Annotated in this window: 13 protein-coding genes, 2 tRNA genes and 1 pseudogene; 7 read left to right on the plus strand and 9 right to left on the minus strand. The window is 72.9% G+C overall.

The genetic code is table 11. The features are described from left to right. Positions 1-55: 55 nt before the first annotated feature. A complete protein-coding gene (locus ACF07S_RS04315; RefSeq protein WP_391962345.1) occupies positions 56-547 on the minus strand; it encodes a heme-degrading domain-containing protein in 492 nt (163 codons plus the stop codon). After that, positions 544-1,617 carry a Gfo/Idh/MocA family oxidoreductase gene (locus tag ACF07S_RS04320; protein WP_391973399.1) on the minus strand — a complete coding sequence of 358 codons (1,074 nt, stop codon included), beginning with the start codon at positions 1,615-1,617 and terminating at the stop codon, positions 544-546. Before ACF07S_RS04320 ends, ACF07S_RS04315 begins: the two co-directional genes overlap by 4 nt. A 91-nt stretch (positions 1,618-1,708) precedes the next feature. Here ACF07S_RS04320 and ACF07S_RS04325 point away from each other — a divergent pair, with 91 nt between their 5' ends. Both ACF07S_RS04325 and ACF07S_RS04330 read left to right on the plus strand, forming a co-directional pair. After that, positions 1,709-2,785 carry an ROK family protein gene (locus tag ACF07S_RS04325; RefSeq protein ID WP_391962485.1) on the plus strand — a complete coding sequence of 359 codons (1,077 nt, stop codon included), beginning with the start codon at positions 1,709-1,711 and terminating at the stop codon, positions 2,783-2,785. Between the two features lie 177 nt (positions 2,786-2,962). Further along, entirely contained in the window at positions 2,963-3,850 is an 888-nt protein-coding gene (locus tag ACF07S_RS04330; protein WP_391973400.1) for a hypothetical protein, read from the plus strand. Positions 3,851-3,922: 72 nt separating this feature from the next. Here the strand turns inward: ACF07S_RS04330 and ACF07S_RS04335 are convergent, their stop codons facing one another. Beyond that, the gene (locus tag ACF07S_RS04335) at positions 3,923-4,702 is read right to left on the minus strand and encodes an HAD-IIA family hydrolase (RefSeq protein ID WP_391962342.1); all 780 of its coding nucleotides are present in this window, start codon (positions 4,700-4,702) and stop codon (positions 3,923-3,925) included. Between the two features lie 384 nt (positions 4,703-5,086). Between ACF07S_RS04335 and ACF07S_RS04340 the strand changes: the two genes are divergently transcribed. Next, a complete protein-coding gene (locus ACF07S_RS04340) occupies positions 5,087-6,127 on the plus strand; it encodes a glycoside hydrolase family 6 protein (protein WP_391973401.1) in 1,041 nt (346 codons plus the stop codon). 96 nt (positions 6,128-6,223) lie between these two features. Here the strand turns inward: ACF07S_RS04340 and ACF07S_RS04345 are convergent, their stop codons facing one another. The 3 genes from ACF07S_RS04345 to ACF07S_RS04355 all read right to left on the minus strand — a co-directional run bounded on the left by ACF07S_RS04345 (position 6,224) and on the right by ACF07S_RS04355 (position 10,718). Beyond that, positions 6,224-8,164, minus strand: coding sequence for a galactose oxidase-like domain-containing protein (locus ACF07S_RS04345; protein ID WP_391962340.1), 1,941 nt, complete (start codon positions 8,162-8,164; stop codon positions 6,224-6,226). Continuing rightward, positions 8,161-10,176, minus strand: coding sequence for a glycosyltransferase family 2 protein (locus tag ACF07S_RS04350; protein ID WP_391973402.1), 2,016 nt, complete (start codon positions 10,174-10,176; stop codon positions 8,161-8,163). The genes ACF07S_RS04345 and ACF07S_RS04350 overlap by 4 nt, the downstream gene beginning before the upstream one ends. Before the next feature lie 468 nt (positions 10,177-10,644). Further along, a tRNA-Lys gene (locus tag ACF07S_RS04355) sits at positions 10,645-10,718 on the minus strand. Between the two features lie 194 nt (positions 10,719-10,912). Here ACF07S_RS04355 and ACF07S_RS04360 point away from each other — a divergent pair. The 3 genes from ACF07S_RS04360 to ACF07S_RS04370 all read left to right on the plus strand — a co-directional run bounded on the left by ACF07S_RS04360 (position 10,913) and on the right by ACF07S_RS04370 (position 14,289). Beyond that, entirely contained in the window at positions 10,913-12,325 is a 1,413-nt protein-coding gene (locus ACF07S_RS04360) for a peptidoglycan-binding protein (protein ID WP_391973403.1), read from the plus strand. A gap of 78 nt (positions 12,326-12,403) precedes the next feature. Next, positions 12,404-13,534: an SPFH domain-containing protein gene (locus ACF07S_RS04365; protein ID WP_391962337.1), complete on the plus strand. Its 1,131-nt coding sequence runs from the start codon at positions 12,404-12,406 to the stop codon at positions 13,532-13,534. Between the two features lie 149 nt (positions 13,535-13,683). Then, positions 13,684-14,289, plus strand: coding sequence for a lytic polysaccharide monooxygenase (locus ACF07S_RS04370; RefSeq protein WP_391962336.1), 606 nt, complete (start codon positions 13,684-13,686; stop codon positions 14,287-14,289). A 73-nt stretch (positions 14,290-14,362) separates the two neighbouring features. Here the strand turns inward: ACF07S_RS04370 and ACF07S_RS04375 are convergent. From ACF07S_RS04375 to ACF07S_RS04385, 3 genes and pseudogenes are all read right to left on the minus strand, one after another. Continuing rightward, positions 14,363-14,436: transfer RNA gene (locus ACF07S_RS04375), tRNA-Lys, on the minus strand. Between the two features lie 95 nt (positions 14,437-14,531). Further along, the gene (locus ACF07S_RS04380) at positions 14,532-15,290 is read right to left on the minus strand and encodes an IclR family transcriptional regulator (RefSeq protein WP_391962335.1); all 759 of its coding nucleotides are present in this window, start codon (positions 15,288-15,290) and stop codon (positions 14,532-14,534) included. 254 nt (positions 15,291-15,544) lie between these two features. Next, positions 15,545-15,751, minus strand: a pseudogene (locus ACF07S_RS04385) (ectoine/hydroxyectoine ABC transporter substrate-binding protein EhuB); the annotation flags it as partial. 302 nt (positions 15,752-16,053) lie between these two features. On the opposite strand from ACF07S_RS04385, the gene ACF07S_RS04390 reads away from it, so the two are divergent. Next, a complete protein-coding gene (locus ACF07S_RS04390) occupies positions 16,054-16,785 on the plus strand; it encodes a decarboxylase (protein ID WP_391962334.1) in 732 nt (243 codons plus the stop codon). Positions 16,786-17,021: the final 236 nt, after the last annotated feature.

Consider the following 17,021-nt stretch of genomic DNA (forward strand, 5'->3'; position numbering starts at 1 on the left):
CCCTGGAAGAGATGCGCGGTTCCCCGCGCCCTCGTCCCCCCGCGCGCCTGTGTTCCTAGGGGCGTGCCAGGAACCGTTCCAGGGCCGCCACCACCATCTGGTGGTCCTGGAGTTGGGGGAGGCCCGAGACCGTGACCGCGCCGATGACGCCCACGCCCTCGACGGTGATCGGGAACGAGCCGCCGTGCGCCGCGTAGACGCCGGGGTCGAGGCGGGAGGACTCCTCGAACGTCGTGCCCTTGGCGCGATGGCGGGCGCCCACCAGGTAGGACGCGCAGCCGTAGCGCTCCACCACCCGGCGTTTGCGGGCGATCCAGGCGTCGTTGTCCGGGGCCGAGCCGGGCAGCGCGGCGTGGAAGAGCTGCTGTCCGGCGCGGTGGATGTCGATGGCGACGGGGGCGTGGCGCTTGCGCGCCATCTCCACCAGCAGGGAGCCGAGCGCCCACGCGTCGTCGTGGGTGAACCGGCGGAAGACCAGGCGGCGTTCCTGCTCCTCCAGCTCCGCCACGCTCGGGGTGGGTTTCGCGGACTCGTTCCGGCTGGTCACAGGATCACCGTCACCTTCTCCTGCGCGGACCGGCGGGCCGCCTCCAGGACGTCCAGGGCGGCCGCGGCCTCCGGCGCGGTCACCGGGTTGGGGGCCTCCTCCAGCAGGGCCTTCGCCACGGCCGCGTAGTAGGCGGGGTAGTCGCCCGGGAGGGTGGGTACGGGCTGGCCGCCGCCGGTCACCGGGGACTCCCCGGCGCCGAGGCGGCCCCACAGCTCCTCCGGCTCCCTGCCCCAGTCGGCGGTGGTGCCGGGGCGCAGGCCGTCGCGCAGGGCGGCCTCCTGCGGGTCGAGGCCGTGCTTGACGTAGCCGGCCTTCGAGCCCAGGACGCGGAAGCGCGGGCCGAGCTGGGCCGTGGTCGCGGAGACGTAGAGGTGGGAGCGGACGCCGCTCGCGTGGGTGAGCGCGATGAACGTGTCGTCGTCCGCCTGCGCGCCGTCGCGGCGGACGTCCGCCTCGGCGTGGACGGAGGCCACCGGGCCGAAGAGGACCAGCGCCTGGTCGACGACATGGCTGCCGAGGTCGTACAGCAGACCTCCGATCTCCGCGGGGTCGCCGGACTCGCGCCAGCCGCCCTTGAGCTGCGGCCGCCAGCGCTCGAAGCGGGACTCGAAGCGGTACACGTCGCCGAGCGCGCCCTCGGCCAGGAGACCGCGGAGGGTGAGGAAGTCGTTGTCCCAGCGGCGGTTCTGGAAGACGGAGAGGAGCAGACCGCGCTCCTCGGCGAGCGCCGCCAGCGCGCGGGCCTCGGCCGCCGTGCCGGCGACCGGCTTGTCGACGACGGCCGGCAGACCGGCCTCCAGGGCGGCGGTGGCGAGCGGGACGTGGGTCCTGTTCGGCGAGGCGATGACGATCAGGTCCAGTTCGCCGGCGCGGTCGAACAGCTCGTCCGGGGTCGCGGCGAGGCGTACGTCCGGGAACTCGGCGCGGGCCTGCCGCTGCCGCTCGGGGTTGGAGGTGACCACCGTGTCGAGCGCGAGGCCCTCGGTCGCGGCGATCAGCGGGGCGTGGAACACGGAGCCCGCGAGGCCGTAGCCGACGAGGCCGACGCGGAGGGGAGTGCCAGTCATGCCCCTACTTTCGCAACGCTGTTGCCAAAGTGCAAGCAGAAGAGAGAATGGCCGGGTGAACAGGACGAACGACGGCACCGGCGGGACCCAGCTGGGGGTGAACCTGCTCGCCCTGCGCAGCCACAACACCGCGCTCGTGCTCGACCTGCTGCGGACGGCGGGAGCGGAGGGCATCAGCCGGCTGGAACTCGCCGAGCGGACCGGGCTCACCCCGCAGGCGGTCAGCAAGATCACGGCCCGGCTGCGGGAGGACGGGCTCGCGGCGGAGGCGGGGCGCCGGGCGTCCACGGGCGGCAAGCCGCGCACGGTGCTGCGCCTGGTGCCGGAGGCGGGGCACGCGGTGGGCGTGCACCTGGACCGCGACGAGCTGCGGGCGGTGCTGGTCGACCTCGACGGGACGGTGGTGGCCGAGCGGCGGACCCCGCTGGACCTGGGCGCGGGGGCGGAGGCGGTACTGGCCCGGGTGTCCGGGGCGGTCGCGGCGCTGCGACCGCGGTCGGCCGGGACCCGGTCCCCGCTCGGCGTGGGGGTCGCGCTGCCCGGACCGCTCGATCACGGGCGGGGCGTACTGCATCGGGTGACCGGGTTCCCCGAGTGGGACGGCTTCCCGCTGCGGGACGCGCTGGCGGGGCGGCTCGGGGTGCCGGTGGCCGTCGACAAGGACACCAACGCGGCGGCGCTGGGCCTGGCGGTCGGCGGCGAGGGCGGCTCCTTCGCCTATGTGCACCTCGGTACGGGACTCGGGGCGGGGCTGGTGATCGGGGGGAGCGTGCACCGGGGGCCGCGGACCGGGGCGGGGGAGTTCGGGCACCAGGTGGTGCAGCTGGACGGGCCCCCGTGCGGGTGCGGCGACCGCGGCTGTGTCGAGGCGCTCTGCCTGGGCGCGGTGACGCGCGGCGAGACGGACGAGGCGGCACGGGTGCTGGGCACCGGGGCCGCGAACCTCGTGGGGCTGCTGGACATCGACCGCGTCCTGCTCGGCGGCCGCACGATCGAGGCCGCTCCGGAGGCCTTCCTGCGCGGGGTGCGGGGCGTACTGGACGCCCGGGCCCGGCGCACGGGCGACACGGCGGTACCCGTGCGCGTCGCCTCCGGCGGCGCCCTCCGCGTCGCGGAGGGCGCGGCCCACCTGGTGCTGGCGCCGCTGTTCGGACGGGGGGACGGTTAGGGACCGCCGTCCGGACCCGGACGCGGGGGGCGGGCGGGGCCTCGTCGTACCCCGGCCGCGGCGTGATCCGGACGACGGCCCCGGAGGGCCGAACGGGCGGACCCGTGCCCCGGACGGGCGGGGCACGCCCGGTGCCGGGAGGCGGGAGGGGCGGGCGTGCGGCACGGTCCTGTGTTCATGCGACTCTGCACGCGCGCGTCCCTCTGTCTGGCCGCGGCGGTGGCCGTCCTCGCCGGTGCGGCCCCGGCGCACGCGGCGGCCCCGCTGCCCGCCTGTGCGTCCGAGGAGGACCACAGCTTCCCCCTCACCGCCCGCATCCACGACGGCCCCGCCTCCTACACGGCCGGCGGCGGCTTCGGCATCTGGTGGCTGGAGCTGACCAACACCACCCGGCACCCCTGCACCGGCGTCCACCCCGTCGTCGTACTCGTCGACGCGAAGCGGGCGCTGAGGCCCTCGCAGCCGCGGCTGGAGTTCTACGACGGGCGGCGGCCCCACCCCGTCCGCTTCGAGGCCACCGACCGGGACGAACTCGTCGGCGCCTTCGCCGACGAGGACGCCGGCTTCGCCGGGTTCACCATCGCCCCCGGCCGGACCCTCGGCGTGAAGGTCCGCCTCGCGCTCACCTCGGACGCCGTGCCCAACGAGGTCACCGCCAACGCGGCCGTCGTGCAGCGCCGCGACGACGACGGCGACTGGGTCGGCCAGTCCGACGACTACCGCTTCCGCATCGAGGCCGGCGCGCCCACCACCGCGCCCACCACCGCGCCGAGCCCCGGGCCCGCCACCCCGTCCGCCCTCACCCCGTCCGCCGCCACTCCGTCCGCTCCCACCTCGTCCGCTCCCACCTCGTCCGCTCCCACCTCGTCCGCGGCCATCCCGTCCGCCGGCACCACCCCCGGCGCCGTCCCCGCCGATCCGGGCGGCGGGCTCCCGCCCGCCTTCGCCGGTGAACTCGCCGGCACCGGACGGGACCGGGTGGCCGCGGCCCTGGCCGGCGCGGCCGCGCTGCTCGTCACCGGCGGCACGGCCGTCGCCCTGGCCCGCACCCGCGGACGCCGCTGAGCGCTGCCCGGCCGCCCGGCCGCCCGACGTCCAGGCGCCCGGACGTCCGGAACGCCCGGGCTCCGGTGGGGCTCAGACGAGGTCCACCAGGTCCGCGATCGAGTCGACGACACTGGTCGGCCGGTACGGGTACTGGTCGATGTCGTCCTTCGTGGTCAGTCCGGTGAGGACGAGGAAGGTCTGCATCCCGGCTTCGAGCCCGGCCAGCACGTCCGTGTCCATCCGGTCGCCGATCATGGCGCTGCTCTCGGAGTGCGCTCCGATGACGTTCAGACCGGTCCGCATCATCAGCGGGTTCGGCTTGCCGACGAAGTACGGCTCCTTGCCGGTGGCCTTGGTGATCAGCGCGGCCACGGAGCCCGTCGCGGGCAGCGCGCCCTCGGGAGAGGGCCCGGTGTTGTCCGGGTTGGTGGCGATGAACCTGGCCCCGGCGTTGATCAGCCGGATGGCCTTCGTCAGCGCCTCGAACGAGTACGTACGCGTCTCGCCGAGGATCACGAAATCGGGGTCGGCGTCGGTCATCACGTAGCCCGCGTCGTGCAGGGCCGTCGTCAGGCCGGCCTCGCCGATGACGTAGGCGGTGCCGCCGGGGTGCTGCGCGTCCAGGAACTTCGCCGTGGCCAGGGCGGAGGTCCAGATGTTCTCGACCGGGACTTCGAGCCCGATCCGGTTGAGGCGCGCGTGCAGGTCCCGGGCCGTGTAGATCGAGTTGTTGGTGAGGACCAGGAAGGGCCGGCCCGAGTCGCGCAGCTTCTTGATGAAGGCGTCCGCGCCGGGTACCGGGACCCCTTCGTGCATCAGTACCCCATCCATGTCGGTGAGCCATGATTCGATGGGCTTGCGCTCAGTCATGGGTGCGGACTCCTGCCGTGCGTGGGCCATGGGACGCCTCATGCTATGCAGTCGCCGCGACCACCGGTCACCCGCACGGAGCAGTCCCCGCGGCGCCTCGGCATCCCCGGCCGGGATGCCCCGGCCGGGGTCGGTGGGCCCGGCTCCAGAGGGGAAGACGGAGCGGGCCCAGGGCTGACTGACGCCACGTCCCCGCCCGGTCGCGATCCGTGATCACCGCAGGTGGTCCGGTCCGCCGGCGTTCCCGTCGCCCGGGGTGCCGGCCCGCGGCACCGGGCTGTGACGGCTGACGGACAAGGCGCGTCCGGCCTCGTGGGCGTCCCGGGACCTATGTCAGGATTGGGACTCGGAACACTTGGAACAAGTACACCCAAGGGGGGTTGGATGTACGGCAGCAGGGGGGTCGGGGCGTTCGCCGGGGGGCGGGCGTCCGCAGCGGTGCTGGGGGCGGCACTGCTGATCACGGGCTGTTCCTCCGCCGGCGACGGCAAGGGGGAGGACCGGGGGGACACGGCCGGCGCGGCGATCACGCAGCAGCCGAAGGAGACCGACCCGTTCTGGGTCAACCCCGACGGCATCGCCGCGCGGAAGGCCGCCGAACTGCAGGAGGACGGCAAGAGGACGGAGGCCCGGCAGATCCGCAGGATCGCCGAGCAGCCCGTCGGCGAGTGGATCACCCCGGAGAACCCGGAGGAGCAGGCCCGCGGCTTCACCGAGGCCGCCGGCAAGGCGGACCGCACCGCGCTGCTGGTCCTCTACAACATCCCGCACCGCGACTGCGGCCAGTACTCGCAGGGCGGCGCGGCCGACGGCAACGCCTACCGCGCGTTCGTCGACGGGGTGGCCAAGGGCATCGGGGACCGTCCGGCGACGGTGATACTCGAACCCGACGCGGTGCTGCACCTGGTGGACGGCTGCACCCCGGAGCAGTTCCACGAGGAGCGCTACGACCTCCTCAAGGGCGCCGTCACCCAGCTGAAGGCGCTGAAGAACACCAAGGTCTACCTGGACGCCGGCAACGCCGGCTGGGGCAACCCCGACCAGATCTTCGACCCGCTGGAGCGGGCCGGCATCGACCGGGCCGACGGCTTCTCGGTGAACGTCTCCAACTTCTACTCCACCGAGGACTCCATCGCCTACGGCAGACAGCTCTCCGCGAAGGTCGGCGGCAAGCCCTTCGTCATCGACACCAGCCGCAACGGCAACGGCCCCTACACCGGGGGCGCCGCGGACGAGCGCTGGTGCAACCCGCCCGGCCGCGCGCTGGGCGAGACCCCGACGGTGAAGACCGCGGACCCGCTGGTCGACGCCTATCTGTGGGTCAAGCGCCCCGGGGAGTCGGACGGCGAGTGCAAGGGCGGCCCCAAGGCGGGCGCCTGGTGGCCGGAGTACGCCCTGGAACTGGCCCGGGCGTCGACGCCCTGAGAGCGCGGGGCCGTACCGTCCGCGGCCGGCGCCGCGCGTGCGCGACGAGCCGCGGACGGTACGGCCCCGCGCCCCTGAGCGCCAGCCGCGGGAGCGCTACGGCACCTTCACCCACTGCGCCTTGCTGGGTGTCCCGTCACCGTCGTTGACGAACAGCATGTACCAGCCCGACTGCACCAGGTTCCTGTTCTCCGGCACCGTCACCGTGAGCCTGTCGCCGTCGGCCTCGAAGTCCAGCGCGATCGACCGCTGGTCCACGTCGGTGACATGGGTCGAGGCACTCGGCCGGATCAGCCGGACGCTCCTGACCGAGGCGGCGTCCCGCGACGTGAACGTGCCGGACTCGCCGCGCGCGATGGTCTTCGGCCCGCCCGACAGGCCGGGCTGCCCGTTGTCGCCGTACAGATAGGGCGGGGTGTAGATCTCGATGCGCTGCTCGAACTCGCCGGGCTTGGTGTTGGCCTCGTCGGCGTAGAGCGAGTCGGAGCCGAAGAACATCAGACGGCCGTCGGGCAGCAGGATCGAGCCCGAGTGGTAGTTGCGGCCCACCAGCGGGTCGGCGACCCGCTGGAACTCGTTCTTCTGCGTGTCGTAGATCCGCGCCTCGAGGATGTCGGAGTCGCCGCGCCCGCGGTAGTCCTCCGAGCCCCCGGAGACCAGCACGTCGTCGTTGGGCAGGATCGACGCCTGCGGGTAGCGGGTGCCCTTGTCCAGCGAGGGGCCGTCCACGAACTCCGGGTCGTCCGCCTTGAGATCGACGATCCGGGTCTTCTCGCTGGAGAGCCGGGACTCGCCGACGCCGCCGCCGCCGATCACCATGTACTTCTCGTCCTGCGCCGGCGGCAGCAGCACCGTGCCGGAGGTCTCCATCATGTTCGGGTCGCTCAGTCCGGGAACCCCGGTGAACTCGTTGGTCTCCACGTCCCAGACGCCCGGCTCACGGCCCACGTCGTCAGGTCCGTAGCCCGCGTTCGAACCCGAGTAGAAGACCTTGCCGTTCTGCATCAGGAACAGCGCGGGATACGTCGGGAACTGGCGGACCTCGTCCGTGTAGGTCCACTCCCTGGTCTGCGGGTCGTAGATCTCGTTCTTGCCCGGAACCAGCTGGCCGATGTCGTCGAGGCCGGAGACGCTGAGGATCTTCCCGTCGCCCAGGGTGGTGAGCGTCGGGTACCAGCGGGCCTCCTTCATCGGGTCGACCTTGATGTACTTCTCGGCGACCGGATCGAACTCGTAGGCGTCGCGGATGCCCTGGAAGTCCTTCTTGTCCAGGGCGAGCTTCTCGGCGATGCCGTACGTGTTGCGCGCGTCGGCGCCGGTGAGGCCCCGCACGCGGTAGTTGTCCTGCGTGCCGGTCTCGTACGCGGCGCCCTCCTTCTGCGCCTCGACGTAGATACGGCCGTACCCCGGGGTGTTGCCCAGGAACTCGCCGGTCTCCGGGTCGAAGTTCTTCTCGGCGCGCGGGACGAGCACCGGGTCCTTCGAGACGAAGGTCTTGCCGTTCTCCTTGCCGGTGAACCGCGTTCCCGCGGGCAGGGTGATCGGCTTGTCCGGGTTCTCGTTGTGGACGATCATCAGGCCGCCGGCCTTCTTCACGTCGCCCTTGAGCTTCTCGTACCGCTTGGTGCCGCCCGCGATCAGCAGATTGCCGTTGGCCAGCTGGGTGTGGCCGGTGCAGAACAGGTCGGTGGGCGTCGGCACCTTCTTGATCGTCTTGTTGACCGGGTCCCAGATCCGGGTGTCGTACCTCTTCGCGTCGAAGTTGTCCTGGTCGTTCCCCGACCCCGCGACGAGCAGCACCTTGCCGGTGCGCAGCAGCGCGGCGTGAATGGTGTTCTGCCGGTACTCCTCGGGGAACTCGACGATCTCCCACTTGCCGTTGGCGGCTTTGTACCCGGGCTGGTCGATCTTGTACTGGTGGTATTTCTCGGTGCCGAAGCGGTACAGCCACGGCCCGTTCATTCCGGCCAGCGCGAGTGCCACCGCCGTGCCTATCGCGATCCGACGGGCGCGACGGCGGCCTGCACGGTCCTTCATTCCTTACGTCCCCCAAGTCCACCAAGGGCGATCTGCATGGTCTGGTCGTCCCCGGGGACGCCGCCCCCGGGGTTCGCGGGCCGGTCCTGCGGGGCGGCCCAGGCGGGCCGGTCCTGCGGGGCGTGCTGCTGCGGCATCCGCGGCTGCTGCGGCTGCCGCGGCGTCCAGGGCTCCGCCGCGGGTTCCGGCTGCCGGCCCCCGGCGTGGGCGCCGGGCTTCTTCCGGCCCCGCCGCATGCCGTGGCGCCAGGCGAACATCGGCGCGGCGGTGATCAGCAGGGCGAAGGTCGCCCAGATCACCATCGCCGGGTGCGCGTGTCCGTGGACGACGCCCGCGGTGATGGAGCCGGCGAAGACCGCGATGAAGTACCAGTGGTAGCGGAAGGTCCCGAACCAGGTGTCCGGGCTGGCCGAGTCGCCCTTGGGGGTGACCACGAACTTGCTCTTCCTGCGCAGGACCGAGTCGATCAGCGCCTTCGCGTAGAGCGGCGCCGACAGCGCGGACATCACCATGCCGGCCACACCGCCGGAGCCCTCCGGCTCGTGCGGCGAGACGTTGTGGCGGCGGTTCCAGACGTACAGGCCGATCTGCAGGGCGGAGGCGTTGCCGTAGAGCATCAGCCACACGGCGGGGTCGATGTTCACACCCGAGGCGCCCAGGCCCAGGAACAGCGCACAGCTCAGCGCCGCCAGGATCCAGTTCAGGGCCGACATCGGGTAGAAGATGATCATCATGGTGTAGTTGAAGAGCTTGCTCGGCGGCAGCGAGTACCAGCCCTTCCAGTACTGCTTGAGAATCGTCTCGTACGTACCGCGCGACCAGCGCATCTGCTGGGTGAAGAAGTCGGTCCAGGCGTTGGGGCCCTCGCCGACCGCGAGCACGTCCGGGGTGTAGACCGAGCGCCACTTGCGGCCGGTCGCCGGGTTCTCGGCGCGGTGCATCTCGAAGCCGGTCGCCATGTCCTCGGTGATCGAGTCGTACAGACCGCCGATCTGCTTCAGCGCCTTGATGCGCACGGCGTTGGAGGTGCCCACGAACATGGGCGAGCCGTAGCGGTTGCCGGCGCGCTGGATCAGCGCGTGGAAGAGGAACTGCTGGGACTCGGCGGCCTTGGTGACGAAGTTGTCGTAGTTGCCGTACACCTGGGGGCCGATGACGAAGCCGACGTCCGGGTCGCGGAAGAAGCCGAGCATCCGCTCCAGGTAGTTCGGCAGCGGCACGTGGTCGGTGTCGACGGAGGCGAAGAACTCGTAGTCGTCGCCGTGCGCGTCCAGCCAGGCGTTGTAGTTGCCGTGCTTGGTCCTGGCGCGGTGCGGGCCCTTCTTCCGGTTCCACTTCGCGACGCCCTTGCGGGAGAAGTGGTGCACGCCGAGGCGCGCGCAGACCTCCTTCACCTCGGGGTCGTCGCCCTCGTCGAGCAGCCAGACGTGCATCAGGCCCCGGTGCCGGATCCTGACGGCCGCCTCCAGGGTCTTCGTCACCATCTCCAGCGGTTCCTTGCCGGGCACGAAGGAGGTGAGGAAGGCCACCCGGGTGCCGGTCTCGGGCACCACCGGGATCGGGTCGCGGGCGACCAGCGTGGCGTGCGCGTTCGACAGCACGTTCATACAGCGGAAGAACTCGATCAGACCGATCGAGACCAGCATGACGACGTCGAGGGCGGGCAGCCACTCGAACTCCACGTGGTCCCGCTCGGTCCAGTGCGAGGGCTGGAGCAGCCACACCAGCAGCACCAGCGACAGCACGGGGGCGGCGGCCAGCATCAGGGCGATGCGGATGCGGTGCGGCTCCTGCGAGATCAGCGAGCGGTACTGCACCTTGTACGGCTTGTTCGGATCGGGCTGGGTGAGGGGACCCGCGAGCCGGCTGTAGTGCTCGTAGTCGTATCTCGGCAGCGTCTTCTTTATCCGGCGGAAGGTGCCCGTGTTCCAGTTCCGGTGCGAGGGCACCCTGAGCTGGGTGGTCTGGGACGGGTCGTCGTCCCTCCGGGCGCCCGTCGGTGTCGACGTCATGAGTCATCCCCCCGCACGCGGTGACCACCGCGTGTTTCGTCGCTTCCTTCGCCCGGGGCCGGTTCCCCTCGGCCTTCACGGACGTGTCAATGGCTTACCGCTGTCACCACAGCACCCACACCATATAGACACGGTGCGGCGCCCTTCCGGTTGCATGACGCCCCCTCGGCGCCGCCGCGCGGACAGGACCCCTCAAGGCGTCCCGCACCGTGGCAACCGGTTCCCTGCCCCCCAACAGCCGCGAATCCGCAGCTTCTCGAATAATCCAGGTTCTACGGTGTTCATCATGATCGCAAGATGCGAAACACGGTGTTCACCGGTCATACGTGCTCATTGTGCCCCCTGAGGGTGACCGGAGGGGCCGCTGTTCCTTACGTGCGGCGAGGGGGCCGCGCTCAATGGGCGCGAGGGGGAATCCGGCCAAAAAGCGACGGGCCCCTCGTGTGCACGAGGAGCCCGTCCTGTCGGTGCGCCGCCAGGGACTCGAACCCCGGACCCGCTGATTAAGAGTCAGCTGCTCTAACCAACTGAGCTAGCGGCGCCTGCTGACGCGCCAACTCTACAGGACCCCGGACGGTGCCGGTGACCACGGCGGTCCGCCGTGCGCCACGGGCCCGGACCGCCCCCGCCGCCTTACATCATTCGGACCGTCAGCATGCGCTCCGGGAAGACAGTTGCGAAACTGACCGTCGTGCACTGGCGCGGAGGAATGGACCGGAAATGTGAGGGGCGTCGCATGGATTCTCCGGTGTTCGAGGAATTCGATCCGGCGGACGACTGCGACTGCCCCGGCTGCGCGCACTGGCGGCGCCTGCCGGCGCACGCCCGGGCCGGCCGCTTCCCGGGCCACCCGGCGGCGCGCCGGACCGCCCTCGCCGTGGCCGCCGTGACGTCCGCCGCGATCGGCGCCCGCGTGGCCCCCGCGGTCGCGGTCCCGCACGCCCAGCAGCCCGCCGGTCCGGGCGTTCCCGCAGGTGAAGGGCCCGGTACCACCCAGGGTCCGAAGGCCCCGCTGCACGGTCCCGACGGTCGGGCGGCCCCGCCCGCGAGCACCGCGCGGGCGCCCTCGGCCAGCCGCGCGGACATCATCGGGCGGGCCCGGAGCCGGGTCGTCCAGGGGGTCCCGTACGGCGTGACGTCGTACGGGCGGGACGGATACCGGCAGGACTGTTCGGGCCATGTGCCGACGGCCTGGAATCCGTCCGGGACCGAATGGACCGGCATTCTCGGAAAGCACGCCGAGCGCATCACCGAGGACGAACTCCGACCGGGTGACATGCCGCTGTTCCACCGTGCGGCCGACCTCCGGAACGGATCCCACGTCGTTCTTTTCGGCGGCCGGACGAACTCCGCCCGCTCGCACTGCGCGGCCTGTGAGCGGACCCGCCCGCGCATTCGCCGGGCCACCACTGCGTACGCCTGCCGGGACGACTCCGCGCGCTGTGTGCCGTACCGCCTCCCGGGAGCGGGCGACGGCAGGGCGGACACCGCGGGCGGGCCTGCCGTACCGGTCCGTACGCCGTTCCCCGGAGTGGCGTGTTTCGGCCCCGGCGCGCACAACGGGTACGTCGCCGAACTCGGCGCCCTGCTCGTCCGCCGGGGTGCCGAGCGCTTCTGCGCCTCCCCGCCCGGCCCGCGCCGGACGGCGGCGGCCCGCGGGGCGACGCGGGCGTTCCAGGAGGCGCGGGGGTGGCGGGGGGCCGCCGCGGACGGGCTGCCGGGACCGCCGGCCTGGGAGCTGCTGGTGACGGGGGAGGGCCGCGAGATCCATATCGGAGCTTCCGGTTCCGCTTTTTCGGTCCCGTCCGGCGCCCGGTCCGGGGCCTCGTCCGGTACCTCTTCGGCGGCCCCGCCCGGGGTCTCGCCGGGCGCCCCTGCCGGTCCCGCGTCCGCGCCCTCCTCGCACGGGGTGCCGGGCTGCCCGGGGCGGGCGCTGTTCCGCCCCGGCGCCGGCGACGACCACGTCACCCGGCCGGGCGGGCGGCTGGTGAGGAAGGGGTTCGGCCGGCACCGCACCAGGGGGCCGGGTCCGCGCTGGAGCGAGGCGGACCGCCGCAACGTGGAGGCCTTCCAGCGTGCCCGGGGCCGGCGCGGCGGCGCGGCGGCCGGACATCCGGGCCCGGAGACCTGGCGCCGGCTCTTCTCATGACCCACCCCGGGCGCGGGACGTCCCCCGCCGCCCATGTCCCCCGACGTGACGCATCTGGCGCGGAGGCTGGAGGCACGCATGACCACGACGACGTCCCACGTCCCCGAACACGTCCCCGACCCCGGGGGGCCCGCCGGCGGTGCGGCGGGACCCCGGCCGGTCCGGCTCATCCACACCGAGTCCACCACCGAGATCCCCCTCCACCTGCTGTTCCGGGACGCCCCCGGGCCGGCGCCGGTGCGGCTGCCTCCGGCCGTCGTCGCCCGCCGTCCGGGCGCGGGGCGACCGGCCGGCGGAGAGCGGCCCCGCCCCGCCGCCGTCCGTGTCGACCCCGGGCCGGCGGAGCGGCCCGCCCGGGTGCTGCCCGGAGCGGCGGGCGTCTTCGCGGGGGTGTGCGGGGCGGCCGGCTGCCTGGCCACCTCGTGGTGGGCGGGCGTGCTGCCGCCGCTCGCGGCGGAGGCGCTCGGCGTCCCGGCGCGCGCCGGCGCCGGCGGGCCCGGCCCCGCGCAGTGGGCGGCGTACGCGGGCGCCGGGGCCCTCGGGCTGTTCGGGTTCGGGGGGCTGGCCCGCGGACGGACCGGACGGGCCTGGGTGCTCGGCCTGTTCGGCCGCTACCGGGGGACCGTCCGGCGGACCGGGCTGCTGTGGGTCAACCCGCTGCTGCTGCGCCGCCGGGTCGATGTGCGGCTGCGGCACTGGCGCGGCGAGCCGGTGCCGGCGGCCGACCGGAGCGGGGTGGCGCTGCGGGTGACCGTGCTGGTGGTGTGGCGGGTGCGGGACACCGCGCGGGCGACGCTGGGCGTGGAGGACCACGAGGGGTATCTGCGCGCGTGCGTGGAGGCGGCGCTGCTGCGGGTGCCGATGGCGGGGCCGGGCGCGGGGCGGGAGGCGGCCGAGGCGGCGCAGGACGCGCTGACCCGGCTGGTGGCGGCGGACACCGAGGCGGTGGGGGTGGAGGTGTTCGCGGTGCGGCCGGTCCGGGTGGAGTACGCGCCCGAGGTGGCCGCCGCGATGCACCGGCGCCGGATCGCCGCGCTGGACGCCCAGCACCGGGCCAGCGTGCTGGGCTCGGTCGTGGACTCGGTGGAGGACACGGTGACCCGGCTGACCATGCGCGGGCTGGTGGAGCTGGACGACTACGAACGCAAGGCGCTCGTGAAGGACCTCACGGTGGCCTTCTGCGCCGGGCGGGGTGAGGCGGGGCCTTGAGGACGGGCCGGCGCGCGGTGGTGGACGGCCGGGGAACAGGTTCCGCGGTTGGTATGGACATGTTCAATCCGCGGTAATAATCTCGGAGTTGGTCTAGACCTACCTGCACGGCTCACTGAATCTCCCCCACGTTCTCCAGGAGCGGCAGCATGCGCACACGGACCCGGATGTACGCAGCCGCGGTGGGACTGGCCACGACCGGAGCACTCGTGCTCTCCTCCGGTGGTGCCAGCGGCCACGGCTACACCGATCTGCCCATCAGCCGGCAGAAGCTCTGCCAGAACGGCACGGTGACCAACTGCGGTTCCATCCAGTGGGAACCGCAGAGCGTCGAGGGACCGAAGGGCTTCCCCGCCTCGGGCCCCGCCGACGGGCGGATCTGCTCGGGCAACAACACGCCCTTCGCCCAGCTCGACAGCCCGAAGACCCCCTCGGGCGGCGCCTGGCCCACCACCAGGGTGAGCGGCGGCCAGGACTACACCTTCCGGTGGCAGTTCACGGCCATGCACGCCACCACCGACTTCAAGTACTACGTCACCAAGCCGGGCTGGAACCAGGACCACAACCTGGCCCGGTCCGACCTCAACCTCACGCCGTTCCTCACGGTGCCCTACAACGGCCAGCGGCCGCCGCAGACGCTCTCGCACACCGGCCGGCTGCCGTCCGGGCTGAGCGGGCACCACGTGATCCTCGCGGTGTGGACCGTCCACGACACGGCCAACGCGTTCTACGCCTGCTCCGACGTCACGTTCTGAGGGCCTGCGGGAGGCACGGCCCGGCCTCCCGCACGTCAAAGGGCCTCTCGCTCCCACGAGAGGCCCTTTCAGGTGCGCCGCCAGGGACTCGAACCCCGGACCCGCTGATTAAGAGTCAGCTGCTCTAACCAACTGAGCTAGCGGCGCGTGACTCCCGCCGTCCGCTTTCGCGGGCGGCAACGGAGAAAATAATACCTGGTGTCCGGGGGTGCTCCCGACCCCGTCCGCGGGCCCGGGCTCCTCTAGATCGCCAGCGAGAGGAGCACCGGGGCCGCGTTGCGGTTGAGGGTGTCCGCGGCCCGGCGCAGCCGGTGGGCGTGTGCGACCGGCAGGGACAGGGCCAGACAGCCCACCGAGGCGCCGACCGTGATCGGGACGGCCGCGCAGACCGTGCCGATCGCGTACTCCTGGAGGTCCAGCACCGGCACGGTGGGCGGCTGCGACGCCAGCCGGGAGAGCAGCAGCTTGGCGCTGGTGATGGTGCGCGAGGTGAGCCGGGCCGGCCGGTGCCGGGCGAGATGGTCGCGCCGGCCCGCGTGGTCGAGCTGGGTGAGCAGGCTCTTGCCCACCGCGGTGGCGTGCGCCGAGTACCGGAAGTCCACCCACTCGTTCACCTTCGGGGCGGCGGGACCGTCGGCGTACTGGGTGACCTCGACCTCGCCGTCGACGTACCGGCTGATGTAGACGGCGGCCCCGACGGAGTCGCGGAGCCGGTCCAGGGTGTGCTGGAGCTTCTCGCGCAGTGCCTCCTCGTGCCCGTCGGCCGAGCCGAGGCGGCCGAAGGCCGCTCCGGTGACGTACGCGCCGTCGGCGGTCTGCTCGACGTAGGCCTCGCGACGCAGCATCCGCAGGAGCGTGGTCAGCCGCTCCGGGCGAAGGCCGCTCTCGCGGGCGAGTTCGGTGTCGGTGACTCCTGTGGTGTGCCGTGCCACCGCCTCCAGGACGCGCAGGGCGTCCTGGACCGAGTGGTACGACACGGTCGGCTCGTGCCTCAGCGCCACGGTTTCCCCCTGCGCTCGCTCATGGGGCCGCAATCCGGTCAGCGAATCCCCTCCACGATAGCCGTCGAACGGCTCCCGGAAGCGGGTGTCGACGAGATCGCGGCCCCGCACCTGCGGCGCCGCTCCCTGCTGTATGCAGAGGCATGCCCCATGGCGTGGACCTCGGGCGAACCCCGCCTTCTTCTCGACGACGTCCCGGTGGTCGCGCAGGCCCATCGGGTCGCCCTCGCGCACGATGAGGGAATCGAGCATCTGGCGACGCCCAGGCGGACGACGCCCGCCGCCTTGAGCCGGTCCGGCAGGTCGCCGCCGTCCGTGGTGGAGGCGGTGGGCACGCACGAACAGCCCGCCGCGCCCAGCCCGCCGAGCGCCGCGACCCCCGCGAGCAGCGACCGGCGGGTGGGCCCGGATGTGCCTCGGAAGCGTCCGAGTGGTCGTAGTGGTCGTAGTGGTGGAGCCATGGCGGCGCAGCCACCCGAAGCGATGCGAGGTATTCCGGCCGGATTCCGCGGTCCGTACCGGCCCGCCGGCGTACGACGTCATCCTCCGGATCCTCCGGCCGGAGGCGGAACCGCGCATACCGGTGATCTCGGCCAACCAGGTGACCAGGTGGACGGCGCTGCGCCGAACTGGGTACCCGGGCAGTGGGACCGCATCGCGCGCCGATCGACGTGCCGGCGCGCTCCGGGACCGCACTGCCGGGCCGGGCGTCCGGCTCCGTACTGCCGGAAGCGCCGGAAGAGAAACAGCAGGAAGGCTGGACATGACCGCACTGGGATTCCTCTACCCGGGCCACTCCGCCGAGGACGACTATCCGCGCATCGAGCAGTTGCTGGGCAGCGACATCCGGGTGGAACTCGTGCACACCGGCATAGGCGAGGACACGCACCGGGTGGACGTGCTGCGGGAGATGGGATCGCCCGAGCGGCTGGCGGCCGGCCTGCGGGACCTGCGGCTCTCGGGTGCCGAGGCGGTGGTGTGGGCCTGCACCAGCGGCAGCTTCGTGCACGGCTGGGACGGTGCCCACGAGCAGGTGCGCAACCTGGCCCGGGCGGCGGGCCTGCCCGCCTCGTCCACGTCCTTCGCCTTCGTGCACGCGCTGCGGGAGATCGCGGCGCGGCGGGTCGCCGTCGGCGCGACCTACCCGGACGACGTGGCCGCGCTCTTCGCCGGGTTCCTGCGGGCCGGCGGGACGGAGGTGACCGGCGTCCGCGGCTCCGGCGTCAGCACGGCGGCGGAGGTCGGCGCCTGGGGCGAGGAGGAGCTGTTCGCGCTGGCCCGCGCGGCCGACACGCCGGACGCCGAGGCGTTGCTCCTGCCGGACACCGCCCTGCACACGATCGCCCACCTCCCCGCCCTGGAGAAGGAACTGGGCAAGCCGGTGCTCACCGCCAACCAGGTCACGGTCTGGGAGTGCCTGCGCCTGGCCGACCGGCGGGTCAACGCCCCGGAACTGGGCGCGCTGTTCACCCGGGAGCCGATCGTCCAGGTCTGACCGCCCGGCGCCGCGCGGGGCGCACACGGAAGAACCCCCGGCCCGCTGAAGCGGGCCGGGGGTTCTCGTCGAGCGCCGGGCAGGCCTTGCACCTGCATCTCCCCGCAGGAAGCGGGACGTCTTTCCTTGGACCACCAACGCATCGCCGCCGTCGGGGGCGACCCCGTGGCGAGCAAGATGATCGTATCGCAGGTTCGCCGGGCGCGCGAACGGCTCACCCGCGGGGCGAGGGGGTT

This window comes from Streptomyces sp. NPDC016640 (genome assembly GCF_043076215.1).
Lineage (GTDB): Bacteria > Actinomycetota > Actinomycetes > Streptomycetales > Streptomycetaceae > Streptomyces.